The sequence below is a fragment of the Streptomyces sp. NPDC046862 genome (assembly GCF_040704615.1).
Lineage (GTDB): Bacteria > Actinomycetota > Actinomycetes > Streptomycetales > Streptomycetaceae > Streptomyces.
Genome location: NZ_JBEYXP010000022.1, coordinates 36,993 through 61,535 on the forward strand (window position 1 = coordinate 36,993; position 24,543 = coordinate 61,535).

Genomic DNA, 24,543 nt, shown 5'->3' on the forward strand with positions numbered 1-24,543 from the left:
AGCCGACCGCCCAAACCGGACGCGCGACCAGCCGTTTCCGGCACCCGCCCTAAAGAGGGCGCCGCATCGCGCGATGGGGTATGTCCGCGTCGGGGAACTCGGCCCCGTACGCCACGTACCCCAATCGCTCGTAGAACCCGAGCGCGTGCGTCTGCGCGTGCAGGTCCACCGCCGCCAGCCCGCGCGCGCGGGCCGCGTCCTCGACGGCCCGCACCAGAGCGGCCCCGACGCCCAGCCCGCGTGCCTCGCGCGTCACGGCGAGCCGCCCGAGCGAGCCCACGGTGACGTCGCCGTCGGTCTTCGCCGCGGCGGCCTCCCCGTACAGCAGCCGCCCCGTGCCGAGCGGCACCCCGTCGTCCCGCACGGCCAGCACGTGCACGGCGTCGGCGTCGTACGTGTCGTACTCGAGGTCCTGAGGGACGCCCTGTTCGACGACGAAGACCTCCTTGCGGACCGCGAAGCACGCCTCACGGTCCGCGGGGTCCTCCGCGACCCGCACCACGTACGAGGAGCCCGCGGACGACGGGTTCATGCGTACGTCTCCTCGTGGACCTGGTCCAGGGCCTTCTGCAGGTCCTCGGGGTAGTCGCTCTCGAACTCGACCCACCGCCCGTCGCCGGGGTGCTCGAAGCCGAGCCGCACCGCGTGCAGCCACTGGCGGGTCAGCCCGAGCCGCTTGGCGAGCGTCGGGTCGGCGCCGTACGTCAGGTCGCCCACGCACGGGTGCCGGTGGGCCGACATGTGGACGCGGATCTGGTGGGTGCGCCCGGTCTCCAACTTGATGTCGAGCAGGGAGGCGGCGCGGAACGCCTCGACGAGGTCGTAGTGCGTGACGGACGGCTTGCCCTCGGCCGTGACCGCCCACTTGTAGTCGTGGTTCGGGTGCCGGCCGATGGGTGCGTCGATCGTGCCGCTCGTCGGGTCCGGGTGGCCCTGGACCAGCGCGTGGTAGCGCTTGTCGACCGTGCGCTCCTTGAACTGGCGCTTGAGGAACGTGTACGCGTACTCCGACTTGGCCACCGCCATCAGGCCCGACGTGCCCACGTCGAGACGGTGCACGATGCCCTGGCGCTCCGCGGCGCCCGACGTCGAGATCCGGTACCCGGCGGCGGCGAGTCCACCGATGACCGTGGGGCCGCTCCAGCCGGGGCTCGGGTGGGCGGCGACACCGACCGGCTTGACGATCACGACCACGTCGTCGTCATCGTGCACGATCTCCATGCCCTCGACCGGCTCGGCGACGATCTGCACGGGCGCGGGCGCCTGCGGCATCTCGACCTCCAGCCAGGACCCGCCGCGCACACGCTCGGACTTGCCGACCGTCGTGCCGTCGACCAGCACCTTGCCTGCCGCGGCCAGCTCGGCGGCCTTGGTACGAGAGAACCCGAACATGCGGGAGATGGCGGCGTCGACGCGCTCGCCCTCCAGTCCGTCGGGCACGGGCAGGGTACGGATCTCGGGAAGCGTGCTCACCCGTCGAGTATGCCGGACGGGCCCGGCACCTCCGACCGGGCCCTGTGGACAACCGCTCAGTCCTTGTGGACGGTCCCGTCCGGGTCGAGGCCACGGAACGACAGCAGGACGATCAGGATGCCGCCGCAGACGATCGCGGAGTCGGCGAGGTTGAAGACCGCGAAGCCCTTGGGGGCGATGAAGTCCACCACCGCTCCCTCGAAGACGCCGGGCGAGCGGAAGATACGGTCGGTGAGATTGCCCAGCGCGCCACCGAGCAGCAGCCCGAGCGCGATGGCCCAGGGCAGGCTGTAGAGCTTGCGTGCGAGACGGATGATCACCACGATCACGGATGCCGCGATCACGGTGAAGATGATGGTGAAGGCCTCGCCGAAGCCGAAGGCCGCGCCCGCGTTGCGGATCGCCTCGAACTTCAGCCACTCCCCGATGATCTCGATCGGCTCGTGGTGCTCCAGCTTGGCGACCACGATCATCTTGCTGACCAGGTCCAGGGCGTACGCGAACGCGGCGACGGCGAACAGCACGGCGATCCGGCGCCTGCCCCTGGGCTGCTCGGCCTCGCCCGCCGTCTCCTCAGCCCCGGCCGACGGCCCCTCCGGGGCCCCCGTCTCCCCGGAGCCGGACCGCTCGCCCGAAGCCGCCTGCCCGACGGACTGCTCCGGCTCTGCTCCCGCCCCTGGGGTGTCCGGCGTACCGATGATGCGCTCCGCCTCTGCCACGTGAGTCCCTCAACCTAGGTGCCTGACTGAGGACGAGAGTACGTCACCGCCTACGGGAGGACGTGCTCAGTCGGCGCTCAGGGGCGACGTTCCTGCTTCTGCTTGCACTCGACGCACAGGGTGGCCCTCGGGAAGGCCTGCATGCGTGCCTTGCCGATGGGGTTGCCGCAGCTCTCGCACAGCCCGTACGTGCCCGCGTCGAGCCTCTCCAGGGCGCGCTCGGTCTGGTCGAGCATCTCGCGCGCGTTGTGGGCGAGCGACATCTCGTGCTCGCGCGTGATGTTCTTGGTGCCGGTGTCGGCCTGGTCGTCGCCCGCGCCGTCCCCGGAGTCCCGCATCAGGCCCGCGAGGGCCCGCTCGGAGTTGTCGAGCTCGGTGCGCAGCCGCGTCGCCTCGGACTGCAGTTCCGCACGGGCCTCGTCGACCTCCTCCGGGGTCCAGGGGTCCTCACCGGGGCGTACCGCGAGCTCGCCGGGTTCCACCGCCGCGATCCGTGCCTTGGGCACGGCCGTGGGCTTCTTGGCCGCAGTGGCCGTGCCAGGAGTCTTCTTCGCAACCACTGTCGTGGCTCCCGTCGTCTTCGCGGCCTGGGCCGCACCCGCCTTCTTGGCCGTGCTCTTCTTGGCCGCGCCCTTCACGGAGGCGTTCTTCCCGGTGCCTCCGGTGGCCGCGGCGCCCTTCTTGGCGTCGGGCCTCTTCGCAGTGGCCTTCTTCGCCGCCGCCTTCCTGCCGACCGCTTTCTCTCGCACCGGTGTGCCGGCCCCTTCCTCCCCACCCGCCTTCGTCGAAACCTCCCCCGCGGAAGACGCCACCTTCTTGGCGCCCGCTTTCCCTCCACCCACCTTCTTGGCCGCCGCCTTCGCAACGCCCGCTTTCCCGGCCGCCGCCTTCGCAGCACCCACCTTCCCGCCGACCGCCTCGCCGGCCTCTTCCTTCGCGGCCGCTGTCTTTCCGGGCCCCGTCTTCCTGGAGACCGTCTTCGTGGCGCTCGCCTTCTTCCCGGCCGCTTTCGCCGCGCTGGTCCTGGCGGCACCCGTCTTCCCGGGGTCCTCCCGCCGCGCGGCCGATTTCGTTCCGGCCTCCTTGACGGCGGCCGAGCCCACGCCGGCCGGCCCGGCGGCACCGGTCCGCCCGGCCTCCGCCGACGCCGGCGTCACCTCTCGCACCGTCTTCACCGACCTGGCCTCACGCACGCCGGGGGCCTTCCGCGTGCTCTTCTTGCCGCCCACACCCTTGGCCACCGCACCGCGGGAGGCATCCGCGGCCGTGGACCTTCCGGTCGCCGACTGCTGTACGGCGGTCTTCTTCGCCACCATGGCCGGCCCCTTCACAAATTGTGATCTTGCTCGTGAATCGTGCTGGGACGATAAATCGACTTGAGTCCCGCGGCAACGGGGCACACCGCCCGATTCGCCCGCCCCGCGGATGCCCCGCGGCGAGCCTGCATGCGTTGTGCCCAGCTCCCCGCCGGGTAATCCGCCGGACCGGGCGTCCCAGGATCCGGACGCGGGACCGGTGCCATTCGGGTCAGCGCGCGGCCACGCACTGCCACTGCCGCGCAGCGGCCGGGCCCGGAAATCCGGTCGGCCGCTGTCCCCGAGGCGCCGTACACTGGGCGGAGCGAAAAGCGTGGATGGGGACGAGTAGCGCCGCACGCAGCCATGAGCGACCCGGGGACGGTGGAAGCCCGGGGGCGAGCGCGACGTGAAGATCACCCCGGAGCCGCCGGAGGAAAGCCGACGCGAGAAGCCGGGCAGCACAGCAGCCAGGGCACCCGCCGCAGCGAGTAGAACCGGCTTCGCGATCCCAATGAGGGGGCTCGTCGGTGCGCACCAGGCACTGAGGGGCCAAGGAGGGTGGTACCGCGGGAGCGCGCCGCACACGGCGTCCGGAGAAAGAAGGCTCTCGTCCCTCCGACGGAAGGCAGAAAGTCCGTTGGAGGAAGCTCGCTGATGACAGCGCCGACGTACCGCCAGGTGCCCGCCCAGGTCGACCTGCCCGCGCTCGAGCACGCGGTGCTCGACTTCTGGCGCGAGCAGAAGATCTTCGCCAAGAGCCTGGAACAGTCCGAGGGCCGCCCCGAGTGGGTGTTCTACGAGGGCCCGCCCACCGCGAACGGCATGCCGGGCGCCCACCACATCGAGGCCCGCGTCTTCAAGGACGTCTTCCCCCGCTTCCGCACCATGCGCGGCTACCACGTGGCCCGCAAGGCCGGCTGGGACTGTCACGGCCTCCCGGTGGAGCTGGCGGTCGAGAAGGAGCTCGGCTTCAGCGGCAAGCAGGACATCGAGGCGTACGGCATCGCCGAGTTCAACGCCAGGTGCCGCGAGTCCGTGACCCGGCACACCGACGCCTTCGAAGAGCTCACGACCCGGATGGGTTACTGGACCGACCTGAACGACCCGTACCGCACGATGGACCCCGGGTACATCGAGTCGGTCTGGTGGTCGCTCAAGGAGATCTTCAGCAAGGGCCTGCTGGTCCAGGACCACCGCGTCGCCCCCTGGTGTCCGCGCTGCGGCACGGGCCTGTCGGACCACGAGCTGGCGCAGGGCTACGAGACGGTCGTCGACCCCTCGGTGTACGTCCGTTTCCCGCTCACCTCCGGTCCGCTCGCGGGCGAGGCCGCGCTCCTGGTGTGGACGACCACGCCGTGGACCCTGGTGTCCAACACCGCGGTCGCCGCCCACCCCGACGTCACCTACGTCGTGGCCACGAACGGCGAGGAGAAGCTCGTCGTCGCCGAGCCGCTTCTCGCCAAGGCCCTCGGCGAGGGCTGGGAGACCACGGGCCAGACCTTCACGGGCGCCGAGATGGAGCGCTGGTCGTATCAACGTCCGTTCGAGCTCGTGGAGTTCCCGAGCGTCAGCGAGGGAACCAATGGACACAGCCCGCAGGACGCCCACTACGTGGTGAACGCCGAGTACGTCACGACCGAGGACGGTACGGGTCTGGTCCACCAGTCCCCCGCCTTCGGTGAGGACGACCTCAGGGTCTGCCGCGCGTACGGCCTGCCGGTGGTGAACCCGGTCCGCCCCGACGGCACGTTCGAGGAGGACGTTCCCCTGGTCGGCGGGGTCTTCTTCAAGAAGGCGGACGAAAAGCTCACCGAGGACCTCCAGCAGCGCGGTCTGCTCTTCAAGCACATCCCGTACGAGCACAGCTACCCGCACTGCTGGCGCTGCCACACCGCGCTCCTCTACTACGCGCAGCCGTCCTGGTACATCCGCACCACGGCCGCCAAGGACCGCCTCCTCCAGGAGAACGAGAAGACCAACTGGTTCCCGGAGTCGGTCAAGCACGGCCGCTACGGGGACTGGCTGAACAACAACATCGACTGGGCCCTGTCCCGAAACCGCTACTGGGGCACCCCCCTGCCGATCTGGCGCTGCGAAGAGGACCACCTCACCTGCGTCGGCTCCCTCGCCGAGCTCACCGAGCTGACCGGCACCGACCAGTCGGGCCTCGACCCGCACCGCCCGTACATCGACGAGGTCACCTTCGCCTGCCCCCACGACGGCTGCGGCAGCACGGCCACGCGCGTACCCGAGGTCATCGACGCCTGGTACGACTCGGGCTCGATGCCGTTCGCACAGTGGGGCTACCCGTACAAGAACAAGGAACTGTTCGAGGCCCGCTACCCGGCGCAGTTCATCTGCGAGGCCATCGACCAGACCCGCGGCTGGTTCTACACGCTGATGGCGGTCGGCACACTGGTCTTCGACAAGTCGTCGTACGAGAACGTGGTGTGCCTCGGCCACATCCTCGCCGAGGACGGCCGCAAGATGTCCAAGCACCTGGGCAACATCCTGCAGCCGATCCCGCTCATGGACCAGCACGGCGCCGACGCCGTCCGCTGGTTCATGGCGGCCGGCGGTTCCCCGTGGGCGGCACGCCGCGTGGGCCACGGCACCATCCAGGAGGTCGTCCGCAAGACGCTCCTCACCTACTGGAACACGGTCGCCTTCCAGGCCCTGTACGCGCGCACGTCGAGCTGGGCGCCGTCCGAGGCGGACCCGGCCCCGGCCGACCGCCCGGTCCTGGACCGCTGGCTGCTGTCCGAGCTCCACGCGCTCACCGACCAGGTGACACAGGCCCTCGACGCCTACGACACCCAGCGGGCCGGCAAGCTCCTGTCGGCGTTCGTCGACGATCTTTCCAACTGGTACGTACGCCGCTCGCGCCGCCGTTTCTGGCAGGGCGACAAGGCGGCCCTGCGCACCCTTCACGAGGTCGTCGAGACGGTCACGAAGCTGATGGCCCCGCTGACCCCGTTCATCACCGAACGGGTCTGGCAGGACCTGGTCGCGCCGGTGTCCCCGGGCGCCCCGGAGTCGGTGCACCTGTCCTCCTGGCCGGAGGCCGACCTCACCGCCATCGACCCGGAGCTGTCGAAGCAGATGGTGCTGGTGCGCAGGCTCGTGGAGCTGGGCCGTGCCACGCGCGCGGAGTCGGGCGTCAAGACGCGTCAGCCGCTGTCGCGCGCACTGGTGGGGGCGGCCGGCTTCGAGTCGCTCAACCCCGAGCTGCACACGCAGATCACGGAGGAGCTGAACGTGAGCTCGCTGGCGTCGCTGAGCGAGGTCGGGGGCTCACTGGTGGACACCACCGCGAAGGCGAACTTCCGCGCGCTGGGCAAACGCTTCGGCAAGCGGGTCCAGGACGTCGCCAAGGCCGTCGCGAACGCCGACGCGGCCGCCCTGTCCCTCGCCCTGCGCGAGGGCACGGCCTCGGTCGAGGTCGACGGCGAGACGATCACCCTGTCCCCGGACGAGGTGATCATCACGGAGACCCCGCGCGAGGGCTGGTCCGTGGCGTCCGACTCGGGTGCGACGGTGGCCCTGGACCTGGCGATCACCGAGGAGCTGCGCCGCGCGGGCCTCGCCCGTGACGCGATCCGCCTGATCCAGGAGGCCCGCAAGAACAGCGGCCTGGATGTGGCGGACCGGATCGCGCTGCGCTGGACCTCCGGTGACGCCGCTGTCACCGAGGCCCTGTCCGAGCACTCCGGGCTGATCTCCGACGAGGTCCTCGCCACGGACTTCGCCTCCGGCGGGGCGGACGATTCGTACGGTGAGCCGTTCACCGATGAGGGGCTCTCGTTGACGTTCCGTCTGCGCAAGATCGGCTGAGGCGGTTCGTTTGCTGCGGGCCGGTTGTGGCTGGTCGCGCCCACGCGGCGGAGCCCCATAACTTCACAGCCCCGCGCCCCTTGAAAGCCCAGGGCCCGAGTTCCTGTCGGAACTCGGGCCCTGGGCGTCTCATCACCCCCGGCCCCCGCCCCCAGAACCACCCTCATTCCGGACACGTCGCACGAAAAAACGAGACCCCCGGAAAATCCGGGGGTCTCGCCTTGAACGCTGCCGACGCCTGAGGCGTACTAGAGGCCGATCAGTTGTCGTCCTCGTCGATCAGGAAGCCGCGCATCGGCGACGGCGCCTGGCCCATGGGCGACGGGCCCTGGGGGCGGACCGGCGCCATCGGCTGGGTCATGGCCGGGGACATCTGCTGCTGGCCGCCGTAGGAGGGCGCGGACGGGGACGGGCCGCTGCCCATGCCGCCGCCACCCATGCCACCGCTGCCCATGCCGCCACCCATCGTCTGGTTGCCTCCGTACGACGGGGCGCTCGCGCCGGCCGGGGCCATGGAAGGCGCCGGGGACGGCGGCAGAGAGGCCGCGGCCGGAGTGCGCGGCGGAGCCAGCGAGTCGTCGGCCTGGGTCTCCAGCTGACGCAGCTGCGACTCCAGGTACGACTTCAGACGGGTGCGGTACTCGCGCTCGAAGCCGCGCAGGTCCTCGACCTTGCGCTCCAGCGTGGCGCGGGCGGACTCCAGGGAGCCCATCGCGACACGGTGCTTCTCCTGCGCGTCCCGCTCCAGGGCGTCCGCCTTGGCGCGGGCGTCGCGCTCCAGACCCTCGGCACGGCTGCGCGCCTCACCGACGATCTTGTTGGCCTCGGAACGGGCCTCGGCGATCGCCTGGTCGGCGGTCTGCTGGGCCAGCGAGAGCACACGCGCGGCGCTGTCGCCGCCGGGGCCCTGACCGGGCAGACCGGGGCCGGGGCCACCGGGGCCGCCCATCGGACCGCCGGGGCCACCCATGGGACCGCCCATGGGGCCACCCATCTGCTGCTGCATCGGGCCGCCCTGGCCCATCGGGCCCTGACCCATCGGCCCCTGACCCATGGGGCCGGGACCCTGCTGACCCTGACCGCCCGGGCCCGCGGGCAGCTGCGGGGCACCGCTCGGCAGCTGGGGCGGACCACCCATGGGGCCACCCATCTGCTGCTGCGGCGGGCCCGATATCCCGGCGGGTACGGGAGCGCCCGGACCGCGCATGCCCTGCTGCGGCATACCCTGCTGCTGGTCCTGGGGACCGGGGCCGCCGGGACCCTCCGGGGGCTTGCGCATGTTCTGCTGGTTCTGCGCGGCGGCACGCGTCGCGGCGGCCAGCTTGGCGCGCAGATCCTCGTTCTCGCGGAGCAGGCGCGTCAGTTCGGCTTCGACCTCGTCGAGGAAGGCATCGACCTCGTCCTCGTCATAGCCTTCTCGGAGGCGGACGGTCGTGAACTGCTTGTTCCGCACGTCCTCGGGGGTCAACGGCATCTCTTCACCTCAACGTAGTCATCGGCAGTCGGCAAGACCGTATCGTCCACCGTCACCTCGCGAGATTCGTCACGACGGAGATCAGGATGTAGACGGTGATCATCAGTACGAAGAAGGACAGGTCAAGTGCCACGCCCCCGAGACGTAGCGGCGGGATGAACCGCCGCAGAAGCTTGAGCGGTGGATCAGTGACAGTGTAGGTGGCCTCCAGAACGACCACCATCGCCTTGCCGGGTTGCCATGAGCGGGCGAACTGGAACACATAGTCCATGACCAACCGGAAGATCAGCACGATGAGGAAACACATCAGCGCGACATAGAGCACCTGCCAAACCACGCTCATGATCCGTGCTTCCCTCTCCCCTGTTCCGTACTTCGTTCCGGTCGTGCGTCTCAGCTCTGGTTGAAGAACCCGCCCTCTGCGATGCGGGCCTTGTCCTCCGCCGTGACATCGACGTTAGCAGGCGACAACAGGAACACCTTCTGCGTCACCCTCTCGATGCTGCCGTGAAGACCAAACACCAAACCAGCCGCAAAGTCGACAAGTCGCTTCGCGTCTGTGTCATCCATCTCAGTCAAGTTCATGATCACCGGGGTGCCCTCACGGAAGTGTTCCCCGATGGTACGGGCCTCGTTGTAGGTCCGCGGGTGCAACGTGGTGATCCGGTAAGGCTCTCGCTCGGACACGACCTTGGGCATGATCACCGGTGCGTTCTTCTCCAGACTCTGGCGTTCTTGTGTGATGGATGCCACGGGCGCGATCCGGGCGGGTCGCGACGATTCGGCAGGCAGTGAGGCGGAATGCGCCGCAGGCTCACGCTGCACGGAGGGCTGCACGACTCTTACCGATTCGTCCCGTTGTGGTGGATGTGACTGGTGGGGCGGTTCATGCCGCCGGCGGTCGCGCTCGGGCTCCGGATCGAGCTCGGGTTCGAAGTCGTCGTCGGGGTCGAAACCGCGGCCGTCGTACCCATCGTCCTCCACGAGGCCGAGGTAGACCGCCATCTTGCGCATCGCGCCGGCCATGCTCTGAGTCCTCCGCTCTGTGGTGGATCGACCGACTTCTTGCCAAGTGCCCGCGATCCACGAGGTCGTTATGCCCGCTATCAGCGGTAATGACCATATTTTCTGCTGTGGTCCGACTTCTTGGCGACGTTACCCGAGCCTGGGGCGGACTCCGAGTACCGCCGTACCGACGCGCACATGTGTCGCCCCGGCCGCCACGGCCTGTTCGAGGTCCGCACTCATCCCTGCCGAGACCATGTTCGCAGCCGGATGAGCTCGGCGCAGTACGGTCGACAAATCCATCAGCCGCTCGAACGCCGCCTGTTGGCGACCCACGTACGGCCCGGTGAGCGGCGCGACGGTCATCAGTCCGTCCAGCCGCAGCCCCGGCGAACCCGCGACGAGGTCGCCCAACTCCTCGATTCCGCCAGGCCCCACACCTCCTCGCTCACCACGGCCGCTCTCCTCCGCGTCGAGCGCGACCTGGAGGAGACATCCCACCTCACGCCCGGCCCGTACGGCCTCCTTCGACAGAGTTGTGACGAGCTTGGAACGATCGACGGACTGCACGAGATCCGCGTAACCCACCACAGAACGAACTTTGTTGGTCTGCAATTGACCCACGAAATGCCAGCTAAGCGGAAGATCCGAACATTCCGCGGCCTTGGGTGCCGCGTCCTGGTCCTTGTTCTCGGCGACATGCCGCACGCCCAGCTCCGACAGGGCTCGGACATCGGCGGCGGGGTAGGTCTTGGTGACCACGATCAAGGTCACTTCCTCGCGCCCCCGCCCGGCCGCCGCGCACGCGGCCGCGATGCGGTCCTCCACCTTCGCCAGGTTCGCGGCGAGTTGAGCTTTACGGTCCGTCATGCCCATCAGTCCAGCCAGACATATCCCGCGAGTCGCCCCGTGGTGCGGTCGCGGCGGTACGAGAAGTGATCGCGCGACTCCAGCGTGCACACCGGCGACTGCTCCCGATCGCGCACCCCGAGCCGCTCGAGCTGGGCGTGCACTCCGGCGCTCACATCGACCGCGGGCGTGCCCCAACTCGTTTCGGCGTACGCCGCCGGCTCGACGGCGGACACCTCGGCGCGCATCGCCTCGGGTACCTCGTAGCAACGGCCGCAGACGGCGGGCCCGGTGCGGGCGACGATCCGGGACGGCTCGGCACCGAGTTCCACCATGGCGCGTACGGCGGCGGGCACGACCCCCGCGATCATGCCGGGCCGTCCCGCGTGTGCGGCTGCGGCGACCCCCGCGACGGGGTCGGCGAGCAGCACGGGGGTGCAGTCGGCGGTGAGCACGGCGAGGGCGAGTCCGCGCCGGGTGGTGACGACGGCGTCGACGCCCGGCACGTCCGACGAGCCCCACGGCCCGTCGACCACCGCCACGTCCGGCCCGTGCACCTGGTTCATCCAGACCACCTCGGCCGGGTCGAGGCCCAGCGACTTGGCGGCCAGCTCCCGGTTGGTCCGCACGGCGTCGGGGTCGTCTCCGACCGCCCCGCCGAGATTGAGCTCCTCGTACGGAGCGGCGCTCACCCCGCCCCACCGGTCGGTGAAGGCGAAGTGCGCGCCACTCGCCGAGGTCGCGGCGTCACGCCGTGCTATCACTTGAGGAAGTCCGGCACGTCCAGTTCCTCGGCCCCGCTGTCCGTGTAGGACCGGGACGGCGGGACCGGCGGGGAGACCGACAGGTCCTTCACCGGTTCCGGCTTGACCTCCGGCTCCTCCTTCGGCTTGACGCTGCCGAGCGAGCCGAAGGACGGGCGGCTCTCGGAGGGGCGTGCGGGCGTCGGCTCCTCGCGCTTGGAGGACGAGCCCAGGACGTTGTCCCGCTTGGACGGGGGCTGGCCGCCGTCGAAGCCGGCCGCGATCACCGTGACCCGCACCTCGTCGCCGAGGGCGTCGTCGATGACCGCACCGAAGATGATGTTGGCCTCGGGGTGCGCGGCCTCACTGACCAGCTGGGCGGCCTCGTTGATCTCGAACAGACCGAGGTCGGAGCCGCCGGAGATGGAGAGCAGCACGCCCCGGGCGCCGTCGATGGACGCCTCCAGGAGCGGCGAGGAGATCGCCATCTCGGCCGCGGCCACCGCGCGGTCGTCACCGCGGGCCGAGCCGATGCCCATGAGGGCCGAACCGGCCTCGGACATCACGGACTTGACGTCGGCGAAGTCGAGGTTGATCAGGCCGGGCGTGGTGATGAGGTCGGTGATGCCCTGGACACCGGAGAGCAGGACCTGGTCGGCCGACTTGAAGGCGTCGAGGACCGAGACCTGGCGGTCCGAGATGGACAGCAACCGGTCGTTCGGGATGACGATGAGGGTGTCGACCTCTTCGCGCAGCTCGGCGATGCCGTCCTCGGCCTGGTTGGCGCGGCGCCGTCCCTCGAAGGTGAACGGGCGGGTCACCACGCCGATGGTGAGGGCGCCGAGCGAGCGGGCGATGTTGGCCACGACGGGCGCGCCGCCGGTGCCGGTGCCGCCGCCCTCGCCCGCCGTCACGAAGACCATGTCGGCCCCCTTGAGGACCTCCTCGATCTCCTCGCGGTGGTCCTCGGCGGCCTTGCGGCCGACGGCCGGGTTGGCTCCGGCGCCGAGTCCGCGGGTGAGTTCACGGCCGACGTCGAGTTTGACGTCGGCGTCGCTCATCAACAGCGCCTGGGCGTCGGTGTTGATCGCGATGAACTCGACACCCTTGAGACCGACCTCGATCATTCGGTTGATGGCATTGACACCACCGCCGCCGACACCGATGACCTTGATGACTGCGAGGTAGTTCTGCGGTGCTGCCACGTCGAAGGCCTCTCGCCTCGATTTACGGGTCGTCACTTCGCGGCTGCCCACGACGCGACGACGGATGCCGATGGGGACGGTCCGTATCGCCGACCCGAACCCTAACCCTGAAGTTTAGGGTTACCAGTGTGCCTGTTCCCTTGACTCTTCCGAACAGGACACTAAGTCGACAAGTGGCGCCCGTTCAACGAACACGCCGAACCTCCCGTTTTTCTTTTCACCCTATGTGATCAGCCGTAGCAGTGCCCAACCAGGGTGCTGGCCTGCGCTGATGTGCGTCAACTCACTGATGACGCGGGGGCCGTGGGAACACTCACGTCGAAGTGCCGTGCGTCGGGGGCGGCTTTCATCAGAGCGGTGAGCGTTCGAGCCTTCGCGCGACCCTTCTCGCTACTGCCCCACGTGACGGTCCGGCCGTCGGTCAACTCCAGCGAGATGGAGTCGTAGGAACGGACCTTGACAAGTCGGGCGCTCCGCGCGACGGCGACCGGAATGTCCCCGGCGACGCGCACCGCGGCCCGCATCAGCCGGTCGGCGCCGAAACGGCGCAGGGCCACGGAGCGCGCGAGCTCCATTTCAAGAGTCGGCACGCCCTTCGGGGGTTCCGAAACCGTGGCGAATCGCACGCCTTTGGCGTCCACTTCGGCGTACTTGCCCCCGTTTCCGGGGTTTTCGACAATCAGAACCGGAGTACGTTCGACCACTTTCACGTCGATTCCGTGGGGCCAGTCACGGACGACCTCAACCGAGTCAATTCGGGGCAATTTCTGACGCAGTCGGGCCTCAATCTCATCGGTGTCGACGGAAATCAAGGGCGCCCCGAGGGGCACGTCGGCCGTCTCGTCCACCTGAGCCTGGGTCAGGACACGCGTCCCCGAGACGGATACACGCTCCACGCGCAGCCACGAGGAGCCGTACAGCACCCACACGGTGAACGCGCCGAGCAACACCAGGGCGAGAGAAAGGATGATGAGCCTACGAGAGCCGGGGAGCCTCCAGACGGGAGACGGGCCGGACCGGACATCGTCGTCGGCGTCACGCTCGGCGGTCGTCGGTCCGGCCACTGACCCTCTCTTTCCTGGCTCGGTTCACCTCCGGGGCGCCTCAGCCGGTGTCGAGAGCCCGACCGTGCTCAGCCCTTCGGGCCTCCGCGCGCTCGCGCTCTCGACACCGGCGCGCCCCTTAGGCTCACTCGCCGATGCGTTACTGGCGGTGACGCGAGGCGATCGCCTCGTACACCATGCCGACGAGCAGCTCATCGGCGTCCCGGCGGCCGAACTCGCTGGCGGCGCGGGACATCTCGAACAGCCGGTGCGGATCGGCGAGCACCGGCAGGACGTTCTGCTGCACCCACTGGGGTGTGAGTTCCGCGTCGTCGACCAGCAGGCCGCCGCCGGCCTTGACCACCGGCTGGGCGTTCAGCCGCTGTTCGCCGTTGCCGATGGGCAGCGGGACGTACGCGGCCGGGAGCCCGACGGCGGAGAGTTCGGCGACGGTCATCGCGCCCGCGCGGCACAGCATCATGTCGGCCGCGGCGTACGCGAGGTCCATCCGATCCAGGTACGGTACCGGGAGATACGGGGGCATACCCGGCATCTGGTGCACCTGCGGCAGTTCGTTCTTCGGGCCGACCGCGTGCAGGATCTGGATGCCCGCCTGCTGGAGGTACGGCGCGACCTGCTGGACCACCTCGTTGAGGCGGCGGGCGCCCTGCGAGCCGCCGGAGACGAGCAGCGTCGGCAGGGCGGGGTCGAGCCCGAAGGCGGCGCGGGCCTCGGGGCGGACCCGGGCGCGGTCCAGGGTGGCGATGGAGCGGCGCAGCGGGATGCCGATGTAGCGGGAGCCGCGCAGCTTGCTGTCCGGGGTGGAGACGGCGACCTGGGCCGCGTACCGCGAGCCGATCTTGTTGGCCAGGCCCGGCCGGGCGTTGGCCTCGTGGATGACGATCGGCACACCGAGGCGCTTGGCGGCGAGGTAGCCGGGCAGGGCGACGTAACCACCGAAGCCGACGACGGCGTCCGCCTTGGTGCGCTCCAGGATCTGCTCGGTCGCCTTGATCGTGCCGCGCAGCCGTCCGGGCACGGTGATCAGCTCGGGCGTCGGCTTGCGTGGCAGGGGCACGGCGGGGATCAGCGCGAGTTCGTAGCCGCGCTCGGGCACCAGTCGGGTCTCGAGGCCGCGCTCCGTGCCCAGGGCCGTGATCCCGACGGACGGGTCCTGCCTGCGCAGCGCGTCCGCGAGGGCGAGCGCGGGCTCGATGTGACCGGCGGTTCCGCCACCGGCGAGGACGACATGCACCGAAATTCACCGCTCTCCGGACGGACGCGCCACCCGGGCACGCCGTCGCATCGTGTTCCATCTCCGAGGCCCCGGAGGGCCTCCAGCCCGCTTTCTACCAAAGCGAGGTTGCCGCATGGCAAGCGCCGCCCGCGCAGCGGGCTCGTCGCGTGCGAAGGCGATCAGCAACCCGATGGCGAACATGGTCGGCAGCAGGGCGGATCCCCCGTAGGAGAACAGCGGGAGCGGGACTCCGGCGATCGGCAGCAGACCGAGCACCGCACCGACGTTGATCACCGCCTGAGCGGTGATCCAGGTCGTCACGCCTCCCGCGGCATACCTCACGAAGGGGTCCTCCGTGCGTCCGGCCACGCGGATACCCGCATAGCCTAGAGCCGCGAAGAGGGCGAGCACCGACAGCGTCCCCGCGAGGCCCAGTTCCTCACCAGTGACGGCGAAGATGAAGTCGGTGTGCGCTTCCGGTAGTTGGCCCCATTTCTCCACACTGGCGCCAAGACCGGAACCGAAGAGTCCGCCGGACGCGAGCGCGTAGATGCCGTGCACGGCCTGCCAGCACTGATTGGCGTCGGTGGAGCCGAGACAGGTCAGCCGGGCCATGCGGTTGGGGCTGGTCTTGATGAGGATCACGCCGATCAGCGCGGCCACGGACAGCACGCCCACGAAGAGCCGGGTGGGCGCCCCCGCGATCCACAGCAGGCCGAACAGGATGGCCGTGAGGATGATCGCGGTCCCCATGTCGCCGCCCAGCATGATCAGCCCGAGCAGCATGAACGTCACCGGAACGAGCGGCACCAGCATGTGCTTCCACTGCGTCAGCAGCCGCTTGTCCTGCTTGCGAGCGAGCAGGTCGGCACCCCACAGCACCAGCGCGAGCTTGCCGAACTCGCTGGGCTGGATCTGGAAGGAGCCGCCGAGCGAGATCCAGTTCTGGTTGCCGTTGACCGCCATCCCTATCCCGGGGATCTGGACCAGGATCATCAGGAAGACCGAACCGGCCAGGATCGGGTACGCCAGCGCCCGGTGCAGCTTCACCGGCATCCGCGAGGCCAGCAGCAGCAGCCCGGCCCCGATCGCGGCGGCCAGGAACTGCTTGCGGAAGAAGTACGACCCCGGCAACGACAGCTGCAGCGCGGTGATCTGCGAGGCCGAGTACACCATCACCAGGCCCAGGACGGTGATCAGCAGACTGCCGCCCAGGATCAGGTAGTACGCGGTGAGCGGCCGGTCCCAGGCCCGCCGGGCCCGCGTGTACAGCCGCCGTACGGGGTTGTCGCGCGGAGGACGGGGAACGGGGGGCCGGCGGGTGACGCGCTGGAGGGGTGGACGGCCGGTACGGCTACTGACCATCAGCGACCCCCAGCGCCGCACCGCCGGCAGACGGCCGCCGACGAAACTCCAGCCACATCCGTGTCACGCGTACCCTCCCAGGTCCACCCGGCGCCGCCGCCAGGCAAGGCGACCCGGGTCAGCCGTCGGCAGACGCGAGTTCGCGGACGGCCTCCGCGAACGCGTCCCCGCGCTTGTTGTAGTTGACGAACATGTCCATGGAGGCACAGGCAGGAGCCAGCAGCACCGTGTCGCCCGCTCGCGCGAGCGCTCGCGCCTCCCGGACGGCCGCGAACATCGCCCCAGTGTCGGTCCGGTCGAGGTCCACGACGGGCACTTCGGGCGCGTGTCGCGCCAGCGCTTCCCGGATCAGGCCCCGGTCGGCACCGATCAGCACGACGCCGCGAAGTCGCTTTGCCGACTTGGCGACCAGCTCGTCGAAGCTCGCCCCCTTGGCCAGGCCGCCCGCGATCCACACGATCGACTCGTAGGCGGCCAAGGAGGCTTCCGCCGCATGCGTGTTGGTGGCCTTGGAGTCGTCCACGTACGCGACTCCGTCCACGTCCGCCACGTGCTCGATGCGGTGCGCGTCCGGCCGGAAGGCCCGCAGGCCGTCCCGTACGGCCTGCGGGGGCACCCCGAAGGCGCGGGCGAGGGCCGCGGCGGCGAGGGCGTTGGCGATGTTGTGCGGGGCGGGCGGGTTGACGTCGTCGACCTCGGCGAGCTCCTGGGCGTTCTTCTGCCGGTTCTCGACGAAGGCGCGGTCGACGAGGATGCCCTCGACGACACCGAGTTGGGACGGCCCGGGCGTGCCCAGCGTGAAGCCGACGGCCCGGCAGCCCTCCTCCACGTCCGCCTCGCGCACCAGGTCCTCGGTGGCCTTGTCGGCGGCGTTGTAGACGCAGGCGACGCGATTGCCCTCGTAGATACGGCCCTTGTCGGCGGCGTACGCCTCCATGGAGCCGTGCCAGTCGAGGTGGTCGGGGGCGAGGTTGAGGACGGCGGCGGAGTGGGCGCGCAGGGAGGGCGCCCAGTGGAGCTGGTAGCTGGAGAGTTCGACGGCGAAGACGTCATACGGTTCGTCGCTCAGCACGACGTCGATGATCGGGGTGCCGATGTTGCCCACGGCGGCCGTACGCAGGCCGGCGGCGCGCAGGATCGAGGCGAGCATCTGGGTGGTGGTCGTCTTGCCGTTGGTCCCCGTGACGCCCAGCCAGGGCGCGGCGTCGGGGCCCCGCAGCCGCCAGGCGATCTCCACGTCGCCGACGACGTCCACGCCCGCCTCGGCGGCGGCGGCGAACAGCGGCGAAGTGGGCTTCCAGCCGGGCGAGGTGACGACCAGTTCGGTGCCCTCGGGGAGGGTGTCGCCGTCCCCGAGCCGTACCCGGACGCCTTCGAGGGCGCTTTCCAGGGCGGCGGCCTTCTCGCGGAGCGCCTGGGAGTCGCCGCCGTCCACCACGACGACGGACGCGCCGAGACCGGCCAGGGCGCGGGCGGCGCTGATGCCGCTCACGCCGAGGCCGGCGACGGTGATGTGCATGCCCTGCCAGGAGGTCACTTGTCCGCTGCCCATCCCGCGTAGAAGATGCCGAGTCCGACAATCACACAGATGCCCTGGATGATCCAGAAGCGGACCACGACAAGGACCTCGGACCACCCCTTAAGTTCGAAGTGGTGCTGCAGCGGGGCCATCCGGAAGACGCGCTTGCCGGTGAGGCGGAACGAGCCGACCTGGATGACGACCGACATCGTGATGAGGACGAACAGGCCGCCGAGGAGCGCGAGCAGCAGCTCGGTGCGGGAGCAGATCGCGAGACCCGCGAGCGCGCCGCCGAGGGCCAGCGAACCGGTGTCGCCCATGAAGATCTTGGCGGGTGAGGTGTTCCACCACAGGAAGCCCAGGCAGGAGCCCATGAGCGCGGCGGCGACGACGGCGAGGTCGAGGGGATCTCGTACCTCGTAACAGGCGTCCGGGTTGATCAGTGTCGCCGCGTTGGCGCAGGACTCCTGGAACTGCCAGACACCGATGAACGTGTAGGCGCCGAAGACCAGGACGGAGGCGCCGGTGGCGAGACCGTCCAGTCCGTCGGTGAGGTTCACGCCGTTCGACATGGCGAGGATCATGAACAGCGCCCAGACCACGAACAGCACCGGGCCGATGGACCAGCCGAAGTCCTGCACGAAGGAGAGCTTGGTGGAGGCGGGGGTGTTGCCCCGGTTGTCCGCGAACTGCAGCGACAGCACCGCGAAGCCGATGCCGCCGATCAGCTGCCCGGCCATCTTGGCCTTGGCCCGAAGACCCAGCGACCGCCGCTTGACGATCTTGATGTAGTCGTCGAGGAAGCCGACGAGGCCCATGCCCGCCATCAGGCCGAGCACCAGCACACCCGAGTAGGTCGGCGCCGCGTTGACGTCCTCGTCCAGGGAGCCGGTGATCACCTTGGCCAGGAAGTACGCGGCGATCGTCGCCGCGATGAAGGCGATGCCGCCCATGGTGGGCGTACCGCGCTTGCTGGCGTGCTCGCGCGGGCCGTCGTCGCGGATGTACTGGCCGTAGCCCTTGCGCGCCAGCAGCTTGATCAGCAGCGGAGTGCCGACCAGTGTCAGGAACAGACCGATGACTCCCGCGAACAGGATCTGCTTCATCATCGGGCGGCAACCTCACCCTCGACGCCGCCGTCCAGCAACGCCTGCGCCACGCTCTCGAGCCCGACCGACCGGGACGCCTTCACGAGTACGACGTCTCCCGGGCGCAACTCGCTGCGCAACAGGTCGACCGCCGCCTGTGCGTCGGACACGTGCACCGACTCCTCACCCCACGAACCCTCGTTATATGCGCCCAGTTGCAGCCAGGACGCTTCCCTGCCCCCGACCGCGACGAGCTTGCCGACATTGAGCCGGACGGCGAGCCGTCCGACCGCGTCGTGCTCGGCGAGCGCCTCGTCCCCGAGCTCGGCCATCTTGCCGAGCACCGCCCACGTGCGGCGCCCTTTGCCCATGGCCGCCAACGCCCTGAGGGCGGCCCGCATGGACTCGGGGTTCGCGTTGTAGGCGTCGTTGACGACCGTCACGCCGTCCGGACGCTCGGTGACCTCCATACGCCAGCGGGAGAGGGAGCCCGCCTCGGAGAGCGCGGTGGCGATCTCAGCTGCGGACATGCCCAGCTCATGGGCGACGGCGGCCGCGGCGAGCGCGTTCGACACGTGGTGCTCACCGTACAGGCGCATGGTCACATCGCTTGCACCGGAGGGTGTGTGAAGGCTGAAGGCCGGCTGTCCACTGTCCGTGAGCCGTACGTTCTCGGCCCGTACGTCCGCTTCGCCGGACTCTCCGAAAAGGATCACCCTCGCCTTCGTACGGGACGCCATGGCGCGTACGAAGGGGTCGTCGGCGTTCAGGATCGCGGCGCCCTCTTCGGGCAGGGCCTCGACCAACTCCCCCTTGGCCTGGGCGATCTGCTCGCGGCCGCCGAACTCGCCGATGTGGGCGGACCCGACGTTGAGGACGAGTCCGATCTTCGGCGGGGTCAGGTCGGCGAGGTAGCGGATGTGGCCGATTCCGCGCGCCCCCATCTCCAGGACGAGGAACTTCGTCTCCTCGGTGGCGCTGAGCGCGGTGAGGGGCAGCCCGATCTCGTTGTTGAGCGATCCGGGCGTCCACACGGTCGGCGCCTTGCGCTGGAGCACCTGCGCGATGAGGTCCTTGGTGCTGGTCTTGCCCGCCGAGCCGGTGAGGGCCACGAGGGTCGTGCCGAGCTTGCGGACGACGTGGCGCGCGAGAGCCCCGAGGGCCGTCTGGACGTCCTCGACGACGATCGCTGGGACACCGACGGGACGGGACGCCAGAACGGCGGCGGCGCCCGCCTCGACGACCTGCCGGGCGAAGTCGTGGCCGTCCACGCGCTCGCCGGCGAAGGCGACGAACAGGCTGCCGGGCCCGGCCTCGCGGGAGTCCCTGACGACGGGTCCGGTGACCAGCACCGACGGGTCCGGTATGTCGTGAGTCTGCCCGCCGACGACTTCTGCGATCTCGGCGAGGGAGAGGGCGATCACAAGTTCATCCCTGGGTCTGCTGGATAGCTTCGCGAAGCACCTGGCGGTCGTCGAAGGGACGCACCACCCCGGCGATGTCCTGGCCCTGCTCGTGGCCCTTGCCCGCGACCAGCACCGTGTCCCCGGGCTGTGCGCGGGCCACGGCGGCGGCGATCGCGGCGGCCCGGTCCTCGAAGACCTGGACCTCGCCGCGCTCGTGCGCCGGCACGGACGCCGCGCCCTCGAGCATGGTCGCGAGGATCGCGAGGGGGTCCTCGGAGCGGGGGTTGTCGGAGGTCAGTACGGCGGTGTCGGAGAGCCGGGCCGCGGCGGCGCCCATGGGGCCCCGCTTGGTCCTGTCCCGGTCGCCGCCGCAGCCGAGCACGACGTGCACCTTGCCCTCGGTGACCTTGCGAAGCGCCTTGAGGACCGATTCGACCGCGTCCGTCTTGTGGGCGTAGTCGACGACCGCGAGGTACGGCTGGCCCGCGTCCACGCGCTCCAGGCGGCCCGGCACGCCCGGTACGGCGGCGACGCCGTCGGCGGCGGTCTGCGGGTCGAGGCCGGCGGCGGCGAGGGCGACGATCGCGGCGAGGGTGTTGGCGACGTTGAAGGGGCCCGGCAGCGGCGACCTCGCGGCGATCCGCTCGTCCTTCGGGCCGATCACGGTGAACGTCGAGTCCATCGGGCCGACGGTGACGTCCTCGGCGCGCCAGTCGGCGTCCGGGTGTCCCTCGGCGGAGAACGTCACGACGGGGACGCCGGCCTCCTTGACCAGCCGGCGGCCGTACTCGTCGTCGAGGTTGACGACGCCGAGTTTGCTGCGTTTCGGCGTGAACAGCTGCGCCTTGGCCCCGAAGTAGTCCTCCATGTCGGAGTGGAACTCCATGTGTTCGGGGCTGAGGTTGGTGAAGACGCCGATGTCGAAGACACAGCCGTCGACCCGGCCGAGGACCAGCGCGTGGCTGGAGACCTCCATGGTGACCGCCTCGACACCGCGCTCTCGCATGACCGCGAACAGGGCCTGCAGGTCGGTGGCCTCCGGGGTGGTCCGCTCGGACTTGATGCGCTCTTCGCCGATGCGCATCTCGACGGTGCCGATCAGCCCGGTGCTGCGGACGGACTTCAGGCCGCCCTCCACGAGGTACGCGGTCGTGGTCTTGCCGGAGGTCCCCGTGATGCCGATCTGGAGCAGGTCGCGCCCGGGGTGGCCGTAGATCGTGGCCGCCAGCTCGCCCATCCGCGCGCGCGGCTCGTCGACGACCAGGACCGGCAGGCCCGTGGCGGCGGCACGCTCGGCGCCCGTCGGATCGGTGAGCACGGCGACGGCGCCGAGGCCGGCCGCCTGGGTCACGAAGTCGGCGCCGTGCAGGCGGGCGCCGGGCAGGGCGGCGTACAGGTCGCCGGGGCGTACGGCGCGCGAGTCGTGGGTGATGCCCGTGACCTCGGCGGCGCTCTCCGGTGGCTCGGCACCCAGCTGGCCGGCGAGCTCCACGAGGGGTGTGGCGGAGACCCGCGTCGGCCGCGGCGGCCCCGGGTAGGTCACGGGAACGCCCTTCTGGGTGGTGTGGGACTGATCAGCGTGTGGCACGGCGGTGAGCGTACCGGGCTCACCCCCGCCGGAGCTAAAAGGGAGTCCGCGCGAAGCGCGGTCCTGCAAGGGCGGTGGTGGGCGACGGGAGGGCGAGGGACTGGGTGAGGCCTGCTGGGGGGCTTGGTTCCCCGGGCCGGGAGTGATCATCGTCACGAGCTGGTTCCTGGTCGGTCTTTCCCGTGCTGCCGGTCGCGGGCGGTGGTGCTGATCAGGGCGTGAAGGCGACGGGCAGCTTCGCGGCCTTCGCCCCGGTGGGCGGGATCTGGAGGGTCTTCAGGGCGAACTCCATGACCTCCTTGTAGACGGGTCCGCAGATCTGGCCGCCGAAATAGCTGCCCTTGGTGGCGTTCTGGATCGCGCAGTAGACGGTGATCCGCGGCTTGTCGGCGGGTGCGAAGCCGGCGAACGACGACGTGTAGCCGCGGTACTTCCCCGTGGCCGGATCCACGCGGTTGGCGGTACCCGTCTTGCCCGCGACCCGGTAGCCGGGGATGCGCGCGGCGGTACCGGTCCCCTCCTCGTCGTCCACGACGGACTCCAGCATCCGGGCGAGGGTCTTCGCCGTCTTCTCGCTCACGACCCGCGTCTGCCGGGGCTTGGGGCCGGAAATGAAACGTCCGTCGGGTCCCTTGCTGCCTCGTACGAGCGTGGGATCGATCCGTACGCCGCCGTTGGCGATCGTCGAGTAGACGGACGCGGCCTGCATCGCGTTGATGGACATGCCCTGGCCGAAAGGGATCGTGTACTGCTGCGAGGTCGACCAGGCGGCCGGCGGCGCCAGGATGCCCTTGGTCTCGCCGGGGAAGTCGAGTCCGCTGTAGCTGCCGAGGCCGAACTTCCGCAGGTACGAGTAGAGGACCTGGTTGGCCTGCTTCTGTGTCTTTCCGAGCTGGCCGGTGGCCAGGATGGTGCCGATGTTGCTGGACTTGGCGAGCACGCCGTTGAGCGTGAGGTACCAGGTCGGGTGGTCGATGTCGTCCTTGAAGAGGCGGTCGCCGCGGTGCAGCCGGTTGGGTACGACGACATGGGTCAGCGGAGTGGCGGCGTTCTCCTCCAGGACGGCGGCCATCGACATGACCTTGGCGGTGGAGCCGGGCTCGTAGGCGTCCTGGAGGGCCGCGTTGCCCAGGGCGTCCCCGTTCGCCTTGGACAGGTCGTTGGGGTCGAAGCCGGGCGAGTTGGCCATGGCGAGGATCTCGCCGGTCCGGGTGTCCTGCACTATCACGTAGCCGCGGTCCGCCTTGGACTCCTTCACCTGGTCGGTGATGGCGTTCTGCGCGGCCCACTGGATGTCGCGGTTGATGGTGAGCTCGACGTTGGAGCCCGGTACGGCGGGTGTCTCGGTGGCGCTGACGGTGGGCACCTGGCGGCCGCCGGACTGGGCGTAGCGGATCTTGCCGTCCTTGCCGGTGAGCTCCTTGTTCAGCTGCTGCTCGACGCCTCCGGCGCCCTTGCCCTCGGCGTCGACCCAGCCCAGTATCCCGGCGGCGAGGTCGCCGTTCGGGTACACGCGCTTGCTGCTGGGGTCCTGGAAGACGCCGGCCAGGACGTTGACCGTGTCGGGGTCCTTGGCGGCCTGCGTCGTGAGCGCCGTCTTCAGGTCCTTGATCTGTTTCCAGACCTCCGGCAGCTGACGGCGCGCGAGGAGCACGTACTGGGTGTTCTTCGTCCTGAGCTTCTTGGCGATCGTCTCCTGGTCCTCGCCGAGGATCGGTGCGAGGAGCGCGGCGGCCTGCTCGGGAGCGTCGGCGATCTTCGTCTGCTCGCGGGTGAACATCGTGGGGTCGGCCGTGATGTCGTTGGCGTCGACGCTGATCGCCAGGGCCACACCGTCGCGGTCGGTGATCTCGCCGCGCTCGGCCGCCAGGACGTGTCCCACGAAGCGGTCCTGCTCGGCCCTGGCGGTGTACTCGCCGGCGTCGACGGCCTGCACCTGGAGCAGCCGTACGACGAAGGCGATCATGACCAGGGTCAGGGCGAGGCTCACCAGGCGCAGGCGCGGTCGGGGACTGCCGAGCCGGAGGGGCTTGGGGGCGCCGGGGCGGGCCGTGCCCGGGCGGCGGGCGCCGGTCCCGGGGCGGGCGCCGGTCCCGGGGCGGCGCTGGTTGCCCGGGCGTACGGGCCTGGCGGGTCCGGGTACGCGGCGGCGCGGCGGTTCCCTGTCGGACACTTCCGTCACCTGCCGGGGTTCGTCGGGGCCTGCGGGGACTGTGGGGACGGGGCGGGGGGCGCGGCAGCGGGGTCCGCCGCGGAGGCGGGCGTGGGGGTGGGTGCCGGGGTCGCGATCACCAGAGGGGCGGAGAGAAGGGGAACCGTCGGGGCCTCCAGGGCGGCCGGGCCGGGGACGCCCTTGATGGTGCCGTCGGGGTCCAGGAAGACGGGGTCGCCGCCGGGGACCATGCCGAGCTCGCGGGCGCGGCGCTGGAGTGCGTCGGGGGCCGAGTAGGAGTCCACGTCCCGCTGGAGCGCCTGCTCCTCGTCGGTGAGGCTCTTGGTGTCGTCCTTGAGGTCGCCGAGCTTGAACGCCCCCTCGCTGAGCGCGGAGTTCAGCATGAGCAGGCCGATGAGGCCGCCGCCCAGGAGGAGCACGACGAGGAGGACGAAGGGGGTGCGGGCCGCCTGGCCCGGTCCCGCGGGGAAGAGGCGTGCGAGCCGGGCGGCCCGCCCCCTCAGTTCGGGTTTCCTGCTCACGCA

The 24,543-nt window shown here is 70.2% G+C and carries 20 protein-coding genes; 1 reads left to right on the forward strand and 19 read right to left on the reverse strand.

Annotation, left to right across the window (positions count from 1 at the left end; genetic code table 11):
• Nucleotides 1-49: 49 nt before the first annotated feature.
• The 4 genes from AB0959_RS24355 to AB0959_RS24370 form a co-directional block, all read right to left on the reverse strand.
• Nucleotides 50-532, reverse strand: a complete 483-nt coding sequence (locus AB0959_RS24355) for a GNAT family N-acetyltransferase (protein WP_366828614.1) — start codon at nucleotides 530-532, stop codon at nucleotides 50-52.
• Nucleotides 529-1,473: an RluA family pseudouridine synthase gene (locus tag AB0959_RS24360; protein ID WP_366828615.1), complete on the reverse strand. Its 945-nt coding sequence runs from the start codon at nucleotides 1,471-1,473 to the stop codon at nucleotides 529-531. Before AB0959_RS24360 ends, AB0959_RS24355 begins: the two co-directional genes overlap by 4 nt.
• A 56-nt stretch (nucleotides 1,474-1,529) precedes the next feature.
• Nucleotides 1,530-2,192 carry a signal peptidase II gene (gene lspA, locus AB0959_RS24365; RefSeq protein ID WP_366828616.1) on the reverse strand — a complete coding sequence of 221 codons (663 nt, stop codon included), beginning with the start codon at nucleotides 2,190-2,192 and terminating at the stop codon, nucleotides 1,530-1,532.
• Nucleotides 2,193-2,269: 77 nt separating this feature from the next.
• Nucleotides 2,270-3,508 carry a TraR/DksA family transcriptional regulator gene (locus AB0959_RS24370; RefSeq protein ID WP_366828617.1) on the reverse strand — a complete coding sequence of 413 codons (1,239 nt, stop codon included), beginning with the start codon at nucleotides 3,506-3,508 and terminating at the stop codon, nucleotides 2,270-2,272.
• A gap of 636 nt (nucleotides 3,509-4,144) precedes the next feature.
• Here AB0959_RS24370 and ileS point away from each other — a divergent pair.
• The gene (gene ileS / locus AB0959_RS24375) at nucleotides 4,145-7,324 is read left to right on the forward strand and encodes an isoleucine--tRNA ligase (protein WP_366828619.1); all 3,180 of its coding nucleotides are present in this window, start codon (nucleotides 4,145-4,147) and stop codon (nucleotides 7,322-7,324) included.
• A gap of 259 nt (nucleotides 7,325-7,583) precedes the next feature.
• On the opposite strand, the gene AB0959_RS24380 is transcribed toward ileS, so the two are convergent.
• From AB0959_RS24380 to AB0959_RS24450, 15 genes are all read right to left on the reverse strand, one after another.
• Nucleotides 7,584-8,798 (reverse strand): DivIVA domain-containing protein, encoded by a 1,215-nt coding sequence (locus tag AB0959_RS24380; RefSeq protein ID WP_366828620.1) that lies wholly within the window; start codon nucleotides 8,796-8,798, stop codon nucleotides 7,584-7,586.
• Between the two features lie 52 nt (nucleotides 8,799-8,850).
• Entirely contained in the window at nucleotides 8,851-9,141 is a 291-nt protein-coding gene (locus AB0959_RS24385) for a YggT family protein (RefSeq protein ID WP_366828622.1), read from the reverse strand.
• A 50-nt stretch (nucleotides 9,142-9,191) separates the two neighbouring features.
• On the reverse strand, nucleotides 9,192-9,824 hold the full coding sequence (gene sepF, locus AB0959_RS24390) for a cell division protein SepF (RefSeq protein ID WP_366828623.1): 633 nt from the start codon (nucleotides 9,822-9,824) through the stop codon (nucleotides 9,192-9,194).
• Between the two features lie 129 nt (nucleotides 9,825-9,953).
• On the reverse strand, nucleotides 9,954-10,679 hold the full coding sequence (locus AB0959_RS24395; RefSeq protein ID WP_366828624.1) for a YggS family pyridoxal phosphate-dependent enzyme: 726 nt from the start codon (nucleotides 10,677-10,679) through the stop codon (nucleotides 9,954-9,956).
• Nucleotides 10,679-11,416 carry a peptidoglycan editing factor PgeF gene (gene pgeF, locus AB0959_RS24400; protein WP_366828626.1) on the reverse strand — a complete coding sequence of 246 codons (738 nt, stop codon included), beginning with the start codon at nucleotides 11,414-11,416 and terminating at the stop codon, nucleotides 10,679-10,681. The genes AB0959_RS24395 and pgeF overlap by 1 nt, the downstream gene beginning before the upstream one ends.
• Nucleotides 11,413-12,600 carry a cell division protein FtsZ gene (gene ftsZ, locus AB0959_RS24405; protein WP_366828627.1) on the reverse strand — a complete coding sequence of 396 codons (1,188 nt, stop codon included), beginning with the start codon at nucleotides 12,598-12,600 and terminating at the stop codon, nucleotides 11,413-11,415. The genes pgeF and ftsZ overlap by 4 nt, the downstream gene beginning before the upstream one ends.
• 278 nt (nucleotides 12,601-12,878) lie before the next feature.
• On the reverse strand, nucleotides 12,879-13,664 hold the full coding sequence (locus tag AB0959_RS24410; RefSeq protein ID WP_366828628.1) for an FtsQ-type POTRA domain-containing protein: 786 nt from the start codon (nucleotides 13,662-13,664) through the stop codon (nucleotides 12,879-12,881).
• Between the two features lie 139 nt (nucleotides 13,665-13,803).
• Nucleotides 13,804-14,898, reverse strand: coding sequence for an undecaprenyldiphospho-muramoylpentapeptide beta-N-acetylglucosaminyltransferase (murG, locus tag AB0959_RS24415; protein WP_366828629.1), 1,095 nt, complete (start codon nucleotides 14,896-14,898; stop codon nucleotides 13,804-13,806).
• A 6-nt stretch (nucleotides 14,899-14,904) separates the two neighbouring features.
• The gene (ftsW, locus tag AB0959_RS24420; protein WP_366828630.1) at nucleotides 14,905-16,245 is read right to left on the reverse strand and encodes a putative lipid II flippase FtsW; all 1,341 of its coding nucleotides are present in this window, start codon (nucleotides 16,243-16,245) and stop codon (nucleotides 14,905-14,907) included.
• 118 nt (nucleotides 16,246-16,363) lie between these two features.
• Nucleotides 16,364-17,797 (reverse strand): UDP-N-acetylmuramoyl-L-alanine--D-glutamate ligase, encoded by a 1,434-nt coding sequence (gene murD, locus AB0959_RS24425; protein ID WP_366828631.1) that lies wholly within the window; start codon nucleotides 17,795-17,797, stop codon nucleotides 16,364-16,366.
• On the reverse strand, nucleotides 17,779-18,870 hold the full coding sequence (gene mraY / locus AB0959_RS24430) for a phospho-N-acetylmuramoyl-pentapeptide-transferase (protein ID WP_366828738.1): 1,092 nt from the start codon (nucleotides 18,868-18,870) through the stop codon (nucleotides 17,779-17,781). The genes murD and mraY overlap by 19 nt, the downstream gene beginning before the upstream one ends.
• Entirely contained in the window at nucleotides 18,870-20,276 is a 1,407-nt protein-coding gene (gene murF, locus AB0959_RS24435) for a UDP-N-acetylmuramoyl-tripeptide--D-alanyl-D-alanine ligase (RefSeq protein ID WP_366828632.1), read from the reverse strand. Before murF ends, mraY begins: the two co-directional genes overlap by 1 nt.
• Nucleotides 20,277-20,280: 4 nt before the next feature.
• Complete coding sequence (locus AB0959_RS24440; protein WP_366828739.1) at nucleotides 20,281-21,801, reverse strand: UDP-N-acetylmuramoyl-L-alanyl-D-glutamate--2,6-diaminopimelate ligase; 1,521 nt, start codon at nucleotides 21,799-21,801, stop codon at nucleotides 20,281-20,283.
• A 256-nt stretch (nucleotides 21,802-22,057) separates the two neighbouring features.
• Nucleotides 22,058-24,019: a penicillin-binding transpeptidase domain-containing protein gene (locus AB0959_RS24445; RefSeq protein WP_366828633.1), complete on the reverse strand. Its 1,962-nt coding sequence runs from the start codon at nucleotides 24,017-24,019 to the stop codon at nucleotides 22,058-22,060.
• Between the two features lie 5 nt (nucleotides 24,020-24,024).
• Nucleotides 24,025-24,540, reverse strand: a complete 516-nt coding sequence (locus tag AB0959_RS24450) for a hypothetical protein (RefSeq protein WP_366828634.1) — start codon at nucleotides 24,538-24,540, stop codon at nucleotides 24,025-24,027.
• Nucleotides 24,541-24,543 lie beyond the last annotated feature (3 nt).

Coding starts and splice junctions, on each gene's coding strand:
- AB0959_RS24355 (WP_366828614.1), bottom strand. CDS start 532: ATGAACCCGTCGTCCGCGGGCTCCTCGTACGTGGTGCGGGTCGCGGAG.
- AB0959_RS24370 (WP_366828617.1), bottom strand. CDS start 3,508: ATGGTGGCGAAGAAGACCGCCGTACAGCAGTCGGCGACCGGAAGGTCC.
- ileS (WP_366828619.1), top strand. CDS start 4,145: ATGACAGCGCCGACGTACCGCCAGGTGCCCGCCCAGGTCGACCTGCCC.
- AB0959_RS24380 (WP_366828620.1), bottom strand. CDS start 8,798: ATGCCGTTGACCCCCGAGGACGTGCGGAACAAGCAGTTCACGACCGTC.
- AB0959_RS24385 (WP_366828622.1), bottom strand. CDS start 9,141: ATGAGCGTGGTTTGGCAGGTGCTCTATGTCGCGCTGATGTGTTTCCTC.
- sepF (WP_366828623.1), bottom strand. CDS start 9,824: ATGGCCGGCGCGATGCGCAAGATGGCGGTCTACCTCGGCCTCGTGGAG.
- AB0959_RS24395 (WP_366828624.1), bottom strand. CDS start 10,679: ATGGGCATGACGGACCGTAAAGCTCAACTCGCCGCGAACCTGGCGAAG.
- ftsW (WP_366828630.1), bottom strand. CDS start 16,245: ATGGTCAGTAGCCGTACCGGCCGTCCACCCCTCCAGCGCGTCACCCGC.
- murD (WP_366828631.1), bottom strand. CDS start 17,797: ATGGGCAGCGGACAAGTGACCTCCTGGCAGGGCATGCACATCACCGTC.
- mraY (WP_366828738.1), bottom strand. CDS start 18,870: ATGAAGCAGATCCTGTTCGCGGGAGTCATCGGTCTGTTCCTGACACTG.